Source organism: Mammaliicoccus sp. N-M50 (assembly GCF_022386995.1).
GTDB classification, from domain to species: Bacteria; Bacillota; Bacilli; order Staphylococcales; family Staphylococcaceae; genus Mammaliicoccus; species Mammaliicoccus sciuri_A.
The window spans coordinates 95317-111425 of record NZ_JAJNJA010000003.1 but is presented as its reverse complement, the minus strand read 5'-3'; the positions used below and the strand labels follow the sequence as shown (position 1 = coordinate 111425).

Below are 16109 nucleotides of genomic sequence, written 5' to 3'. Positions count from 1 at the left end.
GAGAAAGGAGGCCCACTATGAATCTAAGAGAAGAAGTTGAAGAAATCATCAATGATAAAGAATACAGTCCTATGACCGTAAGTGAATTTCAAGATGCAATAGGACTTAGTAATGCTGATTCATTTAAAGAATTAATTAAAGTTCTAGTTGATTTAGAACAAACGGGTCAACTAGAAAGAACAAAAACGGATAGATATAAGAAGAAAAGTAAGAAATCAGACCTTGTAAAAGGTACTTTAAGTCAACACAAAAAAGGATTTGCCTTTTTAAGACCGGAAGATGACACAATAGAAGACATCTTTATCCCACCTAATCAAATTAATAAAGCGATGGATGGCGATGAAGTATTAGTAGAAGTTGTGCCATCTCGTGGAGATCATAAAGGTAAGATTGAAGGTAGAGTTAAAGCAATTACGACACGTAATATTACGCAAGTCGTTGGTACTTATACAGAAGCGAAACATTTCGGTTTCGTGTTACCTGATGATAAACGTATTACACAAGATATCTTTATCCCTAAAGGTAAAAATCTTGGTGCAATTGAAGGTCATAAAGTATTAGTAGAAATTACAGAATATGCCGATGGTACGCATAACCCAGAAGGTCATGTTAAGGCGATTCTAGGTCATAAGAATGATCCAGGTGTCGATATTTTATCTATCATATATCAACATGGTATTAATATTGAATTTCCTGACAATGTTATTCAAGAAGCTGAAAATGTACCAGATCAAATCAGCCCAGACGAAATTAAAGGTAGAAGAGATTTAAGAGACGAACTTACTATCACGATAGATGGTGCAGATGCGAAAGATTTAGATGATGCTGTCTCTGTAAAAGCTTTAGACAATGGTTTAACAGAACTTACAGTTAGTATTGCTGATGTCAGCTACTATGTAACAGAAAATAGTGAGTTAGACAAAGAAGCATATGACAGAGCAACAAGTGTATATCTTGTCGATAGAGTAATACCTATGATTCCGCATAGATTAAGTAATGGTATTTGTTCATTAAACCCTCATGAAGATAGATTAACATTGAGTTGTAGAATGGAAATAGATCAACAAGGTGAAGTCATCAGACATGATATCTTTGAAAGTGTTATTCACTCAGATTATAGAATGACATATTCAGATGTAAATGCCATTATTGAAAATGACGATCAAGACATTCGTGAAAAGTATTCAGAAATCACACCAATGCTTGATTTAGCACAACAACTATCAAAACAATTAATCGCTAAACGTAAAAGACGTGGGGAAATTGATTTTGATATTAAAGAAGCGCAAGTATTGGTAGATGAAGATGGTATACCTACAGACATTAAAGTGAGAGAAAGAAATGATGCAGAGCGTTTAATCGAAAGCTTTATGTTATCTGCTAACGAAACGATTGCTGAACACTTTAGTAAACTCGAAGTGCCATTTATCTATCGTGTCCATGAGAATCCAAAAGCAGAAAGATTAAACCAATTCTTTGAATTTATTTCAAACTTTGGACTTGCTGTTAAAGGTTCAAGTGAAGACATACACCCTGCAACATTACAGAAAATTGTAGAAGAAGTTGCTGGACAGAAAGAAGAAATGGTTATTTCTACTTTAATGTTAAGAAGTATGCAACAAGCTAGATATAGTGAAGATAATTTAGGTCACTTTGGCTTGTCAGCAGATTACTATACACATTTCACATCTCCAATCAGAAGATATCCTGACTTGATTGTGCATAGATTAATTCGTAAATATTTAATTGAAAAATCTATGAACAGCAAACAAATTAGACATTGGGAAGAAATGTTGCCAGACATCGCTGACCATACATCTAAACGTGAGCGAAGAGCAATTGATGCTGAACGTGATACAGATGACTTGAAGAAGTCAGAGTATATGATTCAACACGTTGGAGAAGTGTTTACAGGTATTATCAGTTCAGTAGCGAACTTTGGTATGTTTGTAGAGCTAGAGAACACAATTGAAGGTATGGTGCATATCTCTAACTTAACAGATGACTATTACAACTTTGATGAGCGTAATATGGCCATTATAGGTGAGCGCCAAGCTAAAGTATTTAGAATTGGTGACAAAGTCGAAGTTAAAGTAATTAATGTTAACGTTGATGAGCGTATGATTGATTTTCAAATTGTTGGTATGCCAATAGCTGAAAAGAATAGAGAACGCTTAGCAAGAGAAAAAACAATCAAAGCTAAAAAACGTGGTACAGCTAAAGAACAAGATAAACCTAATAAGCATAAAAAAGGTAGAGCTAAAGGTAAACAAGGCGGCAATCAAGGTAAACAAGGTAAGAAAAATAAAAAGCCTTATTACAAAGCAAAAGCTGTGAAAAACAAAGCAAGACGAAAGAAAAAATAGAAAGTAGGTGATGGATGTGCCAAAAGTTCAAAGTAAACCATTAGCACAAAATCGTAAAGCAAGCCATGATTACACAATAGAAGATACGGTTGAAGCGGGTATTGTACTTCAAGGTACTGAAATCAAATCCATTCGCCGAGGCAGTGCAAACTTAAAAGATTCATATGCGCGTGTATTTAATGGAGAAATGTATGTATATAACATGCATATCGCGCCATATGAAGAAGGTAACCGATTTAATCATGATCCATTGAGAAACCGAAAATTACTTTTAAAAAGAAAAGAAATCGATAAACTCTTTGGTATTACAAGAGAAAAAGGATATGCATTAATCCCACTTAAACTCTACATTAAAAACGGTTACTGTAAAGTTCTTTTAGGTGTAGCTAAAGGTAAACGTGACTATGATAAGCGACATGCATTAAAAGCAAAAGAAGCAAAACGTGACGTTGAAAGAGCAATGAAACAACGATATTAAGCAATTTGTATTGAAAAATCAATCAAAAATTGTTAAGATTAAATATACTTCTGTTAAAAGGAAGTATATTTCTTATTGAGGGGACGTTACGGATTCGACAGGGGTCCCCGAGCTTATGAAGCGTGTCGGAGGGTTGTCTTCGTCATCAACACAACAGTTATAATAACTGGCAAACAAGATAATTTAGCAGTAGCTGCGTAATAGCACTCTGCATCACCTAACCGCATCGCCTATGTGCCGTTAACGTGATTCAACTTAAGTAGGATACGCTCGTCACTGCCGTTTGAAGTCTGACGAGAAGAGATTAATCAAGCTAGCATTGTCTTTGGGTGTCAGTCCCCTGAGACAACGCGAAACCTTAACGACTAGACTACACACGTAGAAACATTTGTATCAGGATCTCTGGACGCGGGTTCAACTCCCGCCGTCTCCATTATATAGCCTATAACCCTTGTGGTTATGGGCTTTTTATTTTTGTTGCCCCAGTATTGCCCCAAATTTGCAACAGTTAACCCCCCCTCTAATCCGCATTGGTTGAGGGGGGGGTATTTGTCTTATTTTTATGTACTAGTGTTTAATTTTTTTAATTTACTTTTATAAAATGTTACCAATACTAATGATAACCAAGATAGAATGATCACTATTTTAATAGACCAAATAATATGTGAATTATTAATATATAAGCTTGCTAACGAACTTACATTTGTAAATATTATAAGACCTCCAACTCCTATTGCAAGGACACTAACTGGTAAAGATTTTACTAACCAAGCTGATATAGGAGCAGCTACTACGCCACCTAAGCTTAAGGATAATACTAAAATCCAATTGATTGATGACCAATCTAAAAATATTAAAAAACCTATCGAAGAGGCAACAGTTACAAAAAATTCACTTGCTGAAACTGTACCAACAACGTACCTTGGTTCTAATTTTTTACTTGATAATAACATAGGCGTATTTACAGGGCCCCAGCCACCGCCTCCTATAGAATCAAGTAATCCTGCTACTGTAGCTTGTGGTACTAAAACAAAATTAGATATCTTTTTTACACCAGTAATTTTTGGTTCATCTGGTTTATTTTTAAATAGAAATTGGTAAATGATATAAATACCTAAAGATAATAAGAAAATTGAGATAAATGGTTTGATGAAATCACCATTAATATTACTTAAAAAGAATGCACCTATAAATGCAGCAATTGAACCAGGGATAGCAAGTTTCAAGACTGATGGCTTGTGGACATTTTTAAACTTTAAATGTGATGTTCCAGCTGCGGCAGTTGTTAAAATTTCGGCAAAATGGACTGTTGCTGATGCTATAGCAGGGGCAACTCCAAATGTAAGTAACACTGATGCAGATGAAGCGCCATATCCCATTCCAAGGGAACCATCTACTAATTCTGCTAAAAATCCAGCTAAAGCAAATATAATAATTTTGTTCATGTAATACCTACAGTTGATTAATAAAGTTATTAATCCTATCTGTTTACTAAGGATTAGTACATATATTATCTTTTATTTATACTTATGTCAATATTATTTATAATTATTATTGTTTAATATAAAATTTATTAGTAATAATTTTTTGATTGATGGTTCAAATTTTGTTTTTATTTCGTCCCATTATTGCCCCAAATTTGCTCAAAAAAATCCACTGCCTCATTGATGAGGAGTGGATATAAAGTAATATTGTATTATTTTATGAAATATACTCATGCTTTAACAATGCCATGATATATGCATCTTTGTATTTACCTTTTGTATAAAATTGTTCTTTAAGTAATCCTTCTATATTGAAACCTTGAGATTCGTATATATGAACTGCTTTTTCATTATCTGTATCAACATATAAATAGATCTTATGCATGTTTAATATATCAAATGCATAGCTTGTTGCTTTTTCGAAAGCAAATTTAGCATATCCTTTACCATTAAATTCTGGTTTAATAATTATTTGAATTTCACAATTACGATGAATATAATTAATTTCAACTAACTCTACTATTCCCACAACTTGATTCCCATCTTCTACAATAAACCGTCTTTCTGATTCGTCTAATAAATGCTTATCAAATAAATATTGAAGTTCCGTTAAAGATTCGTAAGGCTCTTCAAACCAATAAGACATAATTGAATATTCATTGTTCAATTTATGGACAAATGGCAAATCACTAACTTCTAGTGCTCTAAGTTTCATAATTACACTCCTATATTTTTCTATTTCTAGTTTAACGAATGATTATAATCATTAGCAAATATATAGTGAATTTATTTTTGGGGATTATCATTATTTAAATATATTCAATTAATGTAGCTATATCATTTTCAGTTGTAGACCAACTTGTAGCGAAGCGGACTATTTTATGGTTATGGTCATATTTTTCCCATTGTGAGAATTTAACATGTTGACTCAGTTCTTTGATCTTGTCATTGTGCATTACAAAAAATTGCTGATTAGTAGGTGAGTCTAGGTATAACTGGTACCCTTTATTAATAAAGGCTTGTTTTAATTTTAATGCCATATCTATCGCATGTTTACTAATTTCCATATATAAATTATTAGTAAACAGTTCAGTAAATTGTACGCCTATTAATCTACTTTTTGCTAACAATGCGCCATGTTGTTTGATCAATGTCGTAAAGTGTTTAGGTTCGTATTGATTTGTGAATATAATAGCTTCACCACATAGTGCACCTATTTTAGTCCCACCAATATAAAAGATATCTGCAATGTCCGCAATATCTTCTATCGTTAAATCTGCTTCATCACTTGCTAATCCATATCCTAAGCGAGCACCGTCTATATATAATGGTATGTCGTAAGATTTACAAACGTTGGATAACTCAGTGAGTTCTTGTTTACTATATAATGTGCCATATTCGGTAGAGTATGAGATATAAACCATTCCTGGGTATACCATATGTTCATGATTGGCATCTTCATAAAAAGTCTCAATATAGTCATTTACTTGTTGAGACGAAATTTTGCCAAGAGTTGAAGGAAGTGTTAAAATTTTATGTCCGCTATGCTCAATTGCGCCAGCTTCGTGAGTAATAATGTGCCCAGTATCAGCAGCAATGACACCTTCATATGGTTTAAGTACTGAATTGATAACGACTTGATTGGTTTGAGTGCCACCTACCAAGAAATATATATAAGCATTTGGAGATTTTATAACTTCTTTAATTTTATCTTTAGCTTCTGCCGTAAATTGATCATTTCCATAACCAGATTCTTGTACATAATTAGTATCGATTAATCTTTGTAAAACCTTCTCATGCGCACCAGCTAAATAATCATTTTCAAAAGAAATCATTTAATTATTCCTCCAATTTAATGTGTTTATTTAAAATATTTTCAATCTTATTCATTGAATCTTGAAGTTCTTTAATTTCGGCATCATCTAAGTCCTTTATAAGTTCTTGAATCTTATCATCTGACGCTTTCTCAACATACTCATTTAATTTCATACCTTCATATGTTAATGAAAGGTAAAAATATCTATTATCTTGTTCACTACGTTCTCTATAAACTAAGTTTTCTTTTATAAGCTTATTAATAATTCTACTTAAGTAACTTTTATCAATATTAAGTATTTTACAAAGGGATTGAGCAGTAACTTTATCGTGTCTGCCAATTTCACCTAAAGTTCTTATTTCAATTAATGAATATTTGAGTTTAAATACATTATTATCGAATATCCCTAGGACTCTAGTGTAGTAACGATTAAAATGTCTAATATCTTTGATAGCCAAAACGTCCACTCCTTAATAGTTGTATTATGCAACTATCTAAGCATAAAATTAATAGTTGATTTTGTCAACTATTATATTGGGATCACTAGAGTACTTTAACAGAGAGCATAGTTCCTAAATATCAATCTTTCATAAAAACAAATCCCTCTTACAATCATCATGATTGAAAGAGGGATTAATTAGCATATTTAATTGCTAGCTTATTTTTAGAATCTTTTTCAAGAGCTTTATTGGCAACAAATTTTATATTCTCATTTGTAATCATATCAAAATCTGGTTCATCAAGAATTTTTAAAAACTCATTTAACAGATTTTGATTTTTAAATTGTGAAATCTCTAACGACTGCCAATAATGATAATAAGCTAAATCATAAGCACCATCTATATAATTAAAATGAAAATGGTAGAGGCTAGCAGCCATTTCATGATATTCAATTGTATTAACTTGATTAGCAAGATTAGATAAATAAAATGCCAATTTTTCATCTGAAATATCGTTTGACATAAAATATATTAAAATATTATGCATATCTTCGTTTTCTAACATTCTTTGCAATTCAGTTGGTAATAAATTTAATAAAATGTTAATACTTTTCATTGATTTGATTCACCCATTTGATATATATGATCGTTTTTTTGTATAAAATTGTATACATTTCTACCAATAATGTTACGTGTTTTTTGTGTGAGCTTTTAGATATAGCTTTGCTAACTATAACTATTAAAATTTATTGATTCATATTATAATAAAATTGAGATTATGTAAAATATTTACAATGAATGAGATAATACTAATAATTGAGTATTTTGATATAAAATTCAAAATCGTTTTAGGAGGTGCAATATGCTAATAGGTGTAGGAGGACCAATTTCACTAATTATAGTGGTAGTAATAATTTTAGGTGTAGTAGTTTTATTTAAAAAGCTTAAATCCAAATTCTTTAATTAAAGGATTCTATTGAATAATTGTAAACCAAAAATCTGGTTCATTAAAGAAATAGTCTGGGGAATCATTGGTAAAATTATTAATATCTGAGTCTAAGATATCGTCTTCAAATAAAATAATTTCTTTTTCTATACTACTTTTTTCATAAGTAACAATCATGTTGAAGAACAAATGATTTATACCATCAATCGTTTCAGACTTGATATGTTCTAGTGTTAAAAGAATGTTAGTATCTTTAAAATCAGTATCTTTTAATATTGTCGCATTCATTTGTGTTGTCTATTTCAAATGACAGTATAAATTGCACTTGTACGCTTTTAAAAGTCCTAGCTAATTTGATTAGTTAGGACTTTTTATAAAATAAATACAAACAACATATACTGTTCGAGCTTAATTAGATTATAATCAAATTAATAGTAATAATTTATTAATTCATATGATTTTATATCTACAATTCAATTGTTAGAATTATAAAAAGAAAAGGGGATAAATAATTGGAGATTAAAGTAGAAAATGAATGTTTTGTGATTGAAAATCTAAAAGAATCACAAATAAAATTATCAAACAATGGCATTAATAAGTCATTTGATTCCGTAAACGGCAAAATAGTGATTAAATTTGAAGACCTACAAGAATTATTAAAGGAAAAAAATCAGCCTTTATTTTTTAAAAGTCAACATGATGAAGATATAATTGTAAATAATGAAATACATAAATTTGGACATACATCGATTAAGAAAAAGAAAGCTACTTATTACATATATATAACTAAAGAAAATAAAATTGCTGTGATATATAATAAAAGGCCAGCATTATTAAACTTCTACAATAAAAATGGTGTATTAGAAGATGTAAATGTTGTTAATAATCAATTAATAATGAAAATGAGTTTTGAATGTTACAACTATAAGCCTACTTATATTGAAGGCAAAATAAAAGTAAGAAATAAAGATATTGAAATTATAGTTAATGGAAAAATAATAGATATTAATCAAAATATGAATACTTTTAAAGTTACAGCTCAACTTGAGATTAAGTTAGAGGAATTAGAATATTTATTTATGGGGGATGTGCCTTTTTATAAATATAATTCAGATATATATGATATAAGTATAAATTATCAAATTGACGAAATGTTGATATCCAAATATTATGCTAGATTAAAATTTTCACAGCAAAATAAATATCTCATTAATGACGAAAATTGGCTAGAATTTAGCGATACGTTTATGTTGCTTTGTAGACCATACCCCACGATATATGGGAATCTTTCAATGAGGCTTATTCCAGTTCCAAAAGATACATATCAATACTATATTTCAGGATCAGTAATGCAAAGAGGCAATAACAAAGAAAGTATTGTTTGCTTAGAGTATCCAGAAAAAGCTCAGGAAAATGGTCTTATATTTTTTAAATGGTTAGTAAAAAAATATGGCAAAAAATTAAATATTTATTATTTGATCAGTTCAGCAAGTAATGATTTAGAAAATTTGAAAGGATATGAAAATCATATTATTTATTACAAATCTAAAGAGAATTTAGCAATTGCATATAATGCAAGCGTTATTTGTCATTCTCACTCGGCAGGATATGTGTTACCATTTGCTACTAATAAAACAGAACAAATGATAAATCAAAAGAATAGGGTATTTCTGCAACATGGCATTATTGGTTCAAAAGATGTAAGTTCAATTTATGGTAGAAAACCTAACGATAAAATCGCAGACTTATTTGTAGTTTCTTCTAATAGAGAAAGAGAATTGGTCCATAAAGATTATGGTTTTGAAAATAATGAAATAATATTGACCGGGTTACCAAGATTTGATGAAGTTATTAAAACTAGAAAAGACAAATATAAAAAATTTAAAAATAAGAATAAAATCTTGATCATGCCTACTTGGAGAACAGGGATGCATACATTCTCTGATGAAAAATTCATGGAATCAAACTATTATAAAGAATTTCAAACATTAATCAATAACCCTAAGATTTATGAATTAATTGAGGAAAAAGGATATAAAGTATCTTTATATTTGCATCGTAACTTCCAAGTATTTAATAAACTTTTTTCTTCGGAGTATATTGAAATTCTTTCAGAACGAGATCATGATGTTAAAGATTTATTAGCTGAGTATCAGGTTTTGATAACAGATTATTCTAGTGTTGGATTAGATTTTGCTTTAATGCATAAAAAGGTATTATATTATAGACCTAAAGAAATATTAGGTGATGATTTTGTGGAAGAAACAACTGACTTATTGCCAGGTAAAGTGATAACTACTCAAGATGAGTTAATGAGTGAATTAATAAATACTTCAATGTATAAAGAACATAAAAATAATTTAGATAAAATATATAAGTATTCAGATAAAAAAGCATGTAAAAGGATAGCAGAAGAGATGTTAAGTTATTTTAATTTGAATAGAAAGTTTTAACACAGAGGTTAAGAAAAAGTCCTAGCTAATTTGATTAGTTGGGACTTTTTAAAGGCAATAACTGTATTTGAAAATCAAGTTGATTAGGTGCTTAAATTACAGCTAAATGCAGCATTTATTTATAGACAATATTATGCTAAATTTAATTAAAAATGATCAAGTTAGATAGATGGTGGCTAATCTCTTATAAAGGGGTGATGCCTATGGTTATAGTTGTTACTCCTAGAAAGGAATAACATGTCTGACTATGAGATTTTAATGATAGTCTTTACTGTCATTGCTTTAGTCATGATTAAAGAAAACCAAAAAAAATAACCATCACTAACTTTGACCGAGTTTGATGGTTATTTAAGCATTTTTACAAAGTCACCGTCTTTTTAACGGGCTCACTTGGGTGATACACAATAAGTGTGTCACCCTTTTCTATATATAAATTAACATATTTCATTTATGTTGTCTATTTCAAATGATAGGTTGAAGGTGTAGAAGAGTAAATAGAATTTTCCGCTCAAAAATAAATATAAGAAGTATATACTAATCAAGTATAATTAGATTATAATCAAATTAATAATATTATATTTATATAAGGGGAGAAATATGAAAAAGCTAATTGTTTTATTATTATCATCATTACTAATATTAGGAGCATGTGGAGAGAAAAAAGAAGAATCAATTTTAGATCCTGCACCAAAAGATGAGAAAAAAGACAAGAAAGAAACTAAAAAAGAAGATAAAGAAAAGAACGATTCAAAAGACAAAGAAACAACTAAGGAATCAGAACCTAAAACAGAAGAAGAGTCTACTGAGAAAAATATAACTAATGAGCAAGAATCTTCAAACGAACAAGAGTCAACTAGCTCAATTGATTATAATAATATAACTGATAGAAATTCATTAGTTCAAATTTTGAATGGTAATTATACTGAAGAGCAGAAAATTATTGCATACAATAGTGCAGTTTCAAATGGTGTTATCCCTCAAGGTAACGTACTTGAAGGGCCAGCACAAGCTGCGTATGAAAGTTCGTTAAGAGTTGAAAGTGGACTAGAAAAATCTATTTATGACGAACAAGCTAATGAAGATGAAGAAGAAACTTATGATTATGAGAATAATGGTGTATACAGAACTCCTGAAGAACAAGCTGCACATGAAGAATGGGTAAATGGACAGGACGAATGGAATAATGCAACCGAAGCTGAAAAAGAAGAAATTATGAAACGAGACGTTGAAAAATATGGAAATGAATATGATTCAGCTGATTATGAATAATAGGTTTTCGCTAAAAACATAAAAAATAATCAGTACTAACTTTGACCCGATTTTGAAATTATTTAATAGCTCTTTATGAGGTAATCTATTGGAGGTGCTACTTTTGAAAAATAAAGCATATATTGAATTTTATATTGATTGGTATTGTATGTTTTATGACTTGTATGAATATGAAGTGAACTTCGGATCAGGCTTATATGGAGATTTTAGAAAAGAATTTCAACCATATTTTCGCATGATTCGAAATGATGGAGAGCATACTAGTTTTTTTGGTGTCAATAAAGAGCAATCAGAAGAACGGGTAAAGAAAATAAAAAGTAATACTAATCATTGTTTATATGAGTTGTATCACATGTTAAAAGGCAAAAAAGTATATGATTTATTATTTGATCCAAAAGAACATTTTATTGAATTCCAAAGTAACCAACCAAGTTATTGTAATAGCGTATTACATGATTTAGTAAAAGATTATTTTAATAGCGAACCTTATTACCCTTATTCTGAGATACTGAATGTACCTGTAACTGATGCAGATCAGGAGATCATTGATGCGTATAGAAAAGTTTTTGCAGGGGTCGATGTAAAGACTTATCTTTCCATAGATGAACATACGAATAGAACATATGAATTACATATAACTTTAGATAAAGAAGAAGAGAGCCGTCAGAAAATTGAAGCTTATGAAAAGGAAAATCATATCATATTATAAGTGCTTTCCCAATTCTAGATACTAGAGTAATTGATTATTAAGATGAATATTTACGTCTAACAAAAAGTCCTAGCTATTTAATTAGCCAGGACTTTAATTATTTCTCCAATCTAAATATACTGATGGCTAAGCCGATTAAGACGGTGCCTATTGCATAGTCGAGGATGGATTTAAATTTGTGATTATTAAATAATTGTCTTATATAGTTAAATAGAAAGCTACAGATAAAGAACCACACAAATACTGTGATGATAAATAAAGAGGAGAGAATGATTATTGTCATTGATCCGTCTTGTTTTGTAATAAATTGAGGTAATATACTCACATAAAATAGTATTGCTTTCGGATTAAACATTGTACTTAAAAATCCTTGTTTATATGATGATGTCAGACTAACATTCGTCTGTATTGTAGGTTCAGTTGTAATGTTAAAAGTCTTTTTAGCATTTAAAATGGTCTTAACACCTAAATAAGCAATATAAACAGAACCTAATATTTTGATAGCACTAAAAACATAATACGAAGTTGTTAATATAAAAATTAATCCAAATGCTGCTAAAGCTGAATAAAAAACATGTGCACTCGATATTCCTAAGCCAGCCATAATGCCATTTTTAGCATTTCCTTTTAAAGTATTATTTAATACAATGAAGAAATCCGGTCCTGGAATAATAATGATCATTAATGCAATAACTACGAAACTTAACCAATTATCCATATATGCAACACCTCTTATTGATGATTTGTTTTAAATAATATAACAAAGAAATATTAAAATAACTATACTATTTTATAATTAAGTGGTATTTTTCACTGAATTTAAAGGGTATTTTAGAAGAGTGATATGAAATTTTCATGGGCAATGTGTTACGACATGTTGCCCTTATTTCATAAGTATATTACTATTATTCATAACAAATGTTATTTATTAATTATGGAATTAATTAAAATACTAAAGGTGATTAAATGAAAGCATTCTTATTGTTGATGGCATTTATTGTTGAAGGTTTACTGATATTACTAGGAATAGGCTTTGATCTTTATACAGGGCATCTTGGTATTAGAGATGCATTTTATGATTCATGGATTACGAGTCACTTTCATGTGAAGCGGAATACGGTAGGTATGTTAACTGCAGTGGCTTTTGCTTATCTTTCTTTAATGACATTGTTTATTATCGTCCATATCGTTTATAGAGATAAGGGAGAAAAAATTAAAATAATGTCTGCTTTATTTATTTTAGGCACTATGGCTTATGCATTTTATATATTTATAAAAGGTATCAATTATCTAGTTGAATTTGCTTCTGTACATTTATAAATTAAGATAGGAGGCGTCATATGGGTAAAGAAAATAAAAAACATAAAGCTGATAAATTATCTTTTGGGGATTATTTAGAAGGGTTCTTTTATATTGGAGATATTATCAGAGCAATATTTGTTACAATTCCAAGAGCTATAGGCTGGATATTTAGAATGATATTTCGATTATTTGACTAAAAACATCGTAAAGGTGTTTTTATTTTTTTTGGTTTGAATCCATTGAACATTTTTTATTTATACATGTTGTAAATATAATCTTTTAAGGTAATTTAATCGAACAAGATAATAAAAACATACGATAAATTTTTGTGAATTTAGTATAATTAACAAGTGAATATTTAAGTAGGAGTAAGTGTTATGAAAAAGATTATATTGTTATGTGTAAGTATTTTATTCTTAGCAACTATTACAAGTGGTTGTAGTAATGTAAGTACTGATAATAGCGAAGATGAAAACGTAAAACAAGAGAATACAGCATTAAAAAGCAAACAAAAAGAATTAGAAGAGACAAATAAAAAGCTAAAGGAAAAAATAGAGACTTCCGAGAAAAATTCTAATTATAATGAGAAAACTACTCAAAATGATACGCAAGAAAAATCATATAAACCAGGTACAACTGACAGAATTCCAGTTGAATTAGCGGGTACTGTTGATGGAGATACTGCGAAATTTATTTATAATGGCAGCCAACAATCATTTAGGTTTTTACTAATTGATACACCTGAAACGAAACACCCAAGACTAGGTAAGCAACCATTTGGACAAGAAGCATCAGATAGAACGAAAGAATTGTTAACAAATGCAAATAAAATCGAAGTAGAGTTTGATGTAGGTGGACAAACAGATAAATATCAACGTTATTTAGCATACATATATGTAGACGGTAAAATGCTTAATGAAATATTGGTGAGAGAAGGATTAGCTAAAGTAGCATATGTATATCCGCCAAATACAAGGTACTTAGATCAATTAGAGAGTGTACAAGAAAAAGCCAAAGAAGAAAAATTAGGCATTTGGAGTTTAGGAAGTGCATTTGAAGATAATCAAGCAAGCACACAACAATCTACAACTGAACAATCAGCATCAAATAATACTCAAAGTTCAAACAGAGCAAAAAGTGCTACAACACAAACACCAAATAATACTTCTCAAAATGCAGGATCAGAATATTATCCAAATTGTACAGCACTTAGAAAAGTATATCCCAATGGCGTACCTAGTACACATCCAGCATACAATGGTAAACTAGATAGAGACAAAGATAACTTTGCATGTGAAGTAAATTAAATTTAAACCCGGCCATAAGTTAATTTATGGCCGGGTTATATTATTTGCACTTAAATCCATGTTCGAATATTATTTTTAAATCATGATATTTAAGAACAGAATTGATAATTTCTTGAATAGCATCATAGATTGTAAAATATGATAATAGCTTGTTGTAATGTGTTTTATTACCAAAAACATATTCTAATGAAAGAATTTCATTTTTATTACGATTATATTTAAATACATTCCATATATTCATCCTACAAGATGCAATTATCATTAAAACTTTTCGTTTTTCTTCTGCAGATAAATTTTGATATACAGGATGAATATCTATTTTATTTTTGTTTTTCTTTGTAGTTTTAAAGGTACCTCTATTATTTTGGAACGTTCTATTTTTTTCTCTTTTATTTTTAAATATCTTATCAATTTTTTCATCCGCTTCTTCATTTCTTTTAATACGTTCTAGCTCAGCCTGTTCTTTTCTATAAATCTCATTTTTAGCTTCAAGCTCTTTTTTCTTCTTTGTATTTTCATAGTTAATTAGTTTTTCCTGCAACCTTGAAGGCAGTGGTAAGTCTACTTTAATAAAGTCAGAAACCAACACTTGTTCTTTACTATTAAATATCGTTTCTATAACAGAATCATCGTTAGTTTGATAAATGTTTTTAACGCATTCATTTGTATAGTCATCGTTTAAATTATATAGAATATCATCCAACCATTCATCGATTTTCAATTTTCTATTATGTACTTCAGTAGCGACTGCTTTTGGTACTCCTAAATGTTGAGATAAACATGATATACCTAATTTATGAATCTTGTAATTATGAGTTGATCCTATAATATACTGATATTTGAGTTCTTTTCCACATTTATCACAATATAACTTTTGTGAGTCATCCATTTGATTTCCATACTCTAGATTGATTTGTAAATCTTTTATAATCCAACCATCATCTTCTTCAAAAATACCGTTAAAAAAGATACTTCTTTTTGTTTTTTTATGATATATATCTAATATTTTAATCTTTTCATCTGTTAATGTATTATATAATTCTTTTCTTGCTTCACTTGTTAAATTAATCATTATATGTTGAACTCCTTTGTAAATAATATGAAGAGATTAAATTAAAGTGGAAAAAATAATCAACTAGTTGTAATGGTAAACTTTTTAAATATAATTGTAAAATTTCTTAAAGTAATCAAACATAATTTCCTATTATATTTAGGTAGAATAATTAGGGTTTATTTAAGAATGGTAAATTTACTTTTATTGAAATTATGAATCTAGACAGCAATAGAATGTTAATTTATGAAGTGTTTATCATCATATTGACCAATAAAGTATTTATGAAGTTAAAAATATGAGATTAGTGGATTTAATAGTTAGCTTGATATAATAATTTCGTCGCCTATCTCTGGCGTTAATTTAGCGTTGAGAGGAGGTGGAGTCCTATGGTGGAAGCACTGATAAGTATAGTTTCAACCATTATAAGTAGTTGTATTGTTGCTTTATTTGCGAATTGGTTACGCTAGCAGAACAAAAAATAATAG

Annotated in this window: 17 protein-coding genes and 1 other RNA gene; 10 read left to right on the top strand and 8 right to left on the bottom strand. The window is 29.4% G+C overall.

Annotated elements, in window-relative coordinates; genetic code table 11:
• Window positions 1-17: 17 nt before the first annotated feature.
• The 3 genes from rnr (at window position 18) to ssrA (ending at window position 3280) form a co-directional block, all read left to right on the top strand.
• Window positions 18-2366 (top strand): ribonuclease R, encoded by a 2349-nt coding sequence (rnr, locus tag LQ622_RS06245; protein ID WP_204255698.1) that lies wholly within the window; start codon window positions 18-20, stop codon window positions 2364-2366.
• Window positions 2367-2382: 16 nt separating this feature from the next.
• Window positions 2383-2844, top strand: a complete 462-nt coding sequence (gene smpB, locus LQ622_RS06240; RefSeq protein ID WP_025906370.1) for an SsrA-binding protein SmpB — start codon at window positions 2383-2385, stop codon at window positions 2842-2844.
• A gap of 79 nt (window positions 2845-2923) precedes the next feature.
• Window positions 2924-3280: a transfer-messenger RNA gene (ssrA, locus tag LQ622_RS06235) on the top strand.
• Window positions 3281-3404: 124 nt separating this feature from the next.
• On the opposite strand, the gene LQ622_RS06230 is transcribed toward ssrA, so the two are convergent.
• From LQ622_RS06230 to LQ622_RS06205, 6 genes are all read right to left on the bottom strand, one after another.
• On the bottom strand, window positions 3405-4289 hold the full coding sequence (locus LQ622_RS06230) for a sulfite exporter TauE/SafE family protein (RefSeq protein ID WP_239774810.1): 885 nt from the start codon (window positions 4287-4289) through the stop codon (window positions 3405-3407).
• 256 nt (window positions 4290-4545) lie between these two features.
• Complete coding sequence (locus LQ622_RS06225) at window positions 4546-5043, bottom strand: GNAT family N-acetyltransferase (protein ID WP_191836313.1); 498 nt, start codon at window positions 5041-5043, stop codon at window positions 4546-4548.
• A 94-nt stretch (window positions 5044-5137) separates the two neighbouring features.
• Entirely contained in the window at window positions 5138-6163 is a 1026-nt protein-coding gene (locus LQ622_RS06220) for a threonine aldolase family protein (protein WP_239774808.1), read from the bottom strand.
• A gap of 4 nt (window positions 6164-6167) precedes the next feature.
• Window positions 6168-6602 carry a MarR family winged helix-turn-helix transcriptional regulator gene (locus LQ622_RS06215; RefSeq protein WP_239774806.1) on the bottom strand — a complete coding sequence of 145 codons (435 nt, stop codon included), beginning with the start codon at window positions 6600-6602 and terminating at the stop codon, window positions 6168-6170.
• Window positions 6603-6777: 175 nt separating this feature from the next.
• Window positions 6778-7200, bottom strand: coding sequence for a hypothetical protein (locus LQ622_RS06210; protein WP_126476632.1), 423 nt, complete (start codon window positions 7198-7200; stop codon window positions 6778-6780).
• 357 nt (window positions 7201-7557) lie between these two features.
• Complete coding sequence (locus tag LQ622_RS06205; RefSeq protein WP_239774804.1) at window positions 7558-7818, bottom strand: hypothetical protein; 261 nt, start codon at window positions 7816-7818, stop codon at window positions 7558-7560.
• Window positions 7819-8042: 224 nt separating this feature from the next.
• Between LQ622_RS06205 and LQ622_RS06200 the strand changes: the two genes are divergently transcribed.
• From LQ622_RS06200 to LQ622_RS06190, 3 genes are all read left to right on the top strand, one after another.
• The gene (locus LQ622_RS06200) at window positions 8043-9983 is read left to right on the top strand and encodes a CDP-glycerol glycerophosphotransferase family protein (protein ID WP_239774802.1); all 1941 of its coding nucleotides are present in this window, start codon (window positions 8043-8045) and stop codon (window positions 9981-9983) included.
• A 597-nt stretch (window positions 9984-10580) separates the two neighbouring features.
• Window positions 10581-11252, top strand: a complete 672-nt coding sequence (locus tag LQ622_RS06195) for a hypothetical protein (RefSeq protein ID WP_239774800.1) — start codon at window positions 10581-10583, stop codon at window positions 11250-11252.
• Window positions 11253-11355: 103 nt separating this feature from the next.
• Window positions 11356-11961, top strand: a complete 606-nt coding sequence (locus tag LQ622_RS06190) for a hypothetical protein (protein ID WP_239774790.1) — start codon at window positions 11356-11358, stop codon at window positions 11959-11961.
• A 97-nt stretch (window positions 11962-12058) separates the two neighbouring features.
• Here LQ622_RS06190 and LQ622_RS06185 read toward each other — a convergent pair whose 3' ends face one another.
• Window positions 12059-12679: a LysE family translocator gene (locus LQ622_RS06185; RefSeq protein ID WP_239774788.1), complete on the bottom strand. Its 621-nt coding sequence runs from the start codon at window positions 12677-12679 to the stop codon at window positions 12059-12061.
• A gap of 248 nt (window positions 12680-12927) precedes the next feature.
• Here LQ622_RS06185 and LQ622_RS06180 point away from each other — a divergent pair, with 248 nt between their 5' ends.
• From LQ622_RS06180 to LQ622_RS06170, 3 genes are all read left to right on the top strand, one after another.
• The gene (locus LQ622_RS06180) at window positions 12928-13281 is read left to right on the top strand and encodes a hypothetical protein (RefSeq protein ID WP_037588781.1); all 354 of its coding nucleotides are present in this window, start codon (window positions 12928-12930) and stop codon (window positions 13279-13281) included.
• Window positions 13282-13301: 20 nt separating this feature from the next.
• Entirely contained in the window at window positions 13302-13460 is a 159-nt protein-coding gene (locus LQ622_RS06175; RefSeq protein ID WP_159315288.1) for a hypothetical protein, read from the top strand.
• Window positions 13461-13640: 180 nt separating this feature from the next.
• Window positions 13641-14570 (top strand): thermonuclease family protein, encoded by a 930-nt coding sequence (locus LQ622_RS06170; RefSeq protein ID WP_239774786.1) that lies wholly within the window; start codon window positions 13641-13643, stop codon window positions 14568-14570.
• Window positions 14571-14610: 40 nt separating this feature from the next.
• Here the strand turns inward: LQ622_RS06170 and LQ622_RS06165 are convergent, their stop codons facing one another.
• Window positions 14611-15642 (bottom strand): hypothetical protein, encoded by a 1032-nt coding sequence (locus LQ622_RS06165; protein WP_239774776.1) that lies wholly within the window; start codon window positions 15640-15642, stop codon window positions 14611-14613.
• A 368-nt stretch (window positions 15643-16010) separates the two neighbouring features.
• Here LQ622_RS06165 and LQ622_RS06160 point away from each other — a divergent pair, with 368 nt between their 5' ends.
• A complete protein-coding gene (locus LQ622_RS06160) occupies window positions 16011-16091 on the top strand; it encodes a type I toxin-antitoxin system Fst family toxin (protein ID WP_239774873.1) in 81 nt (26 codons plus the stop codon).
• Window positions 16092-16109: the final 18 nt, after the last annotated feature.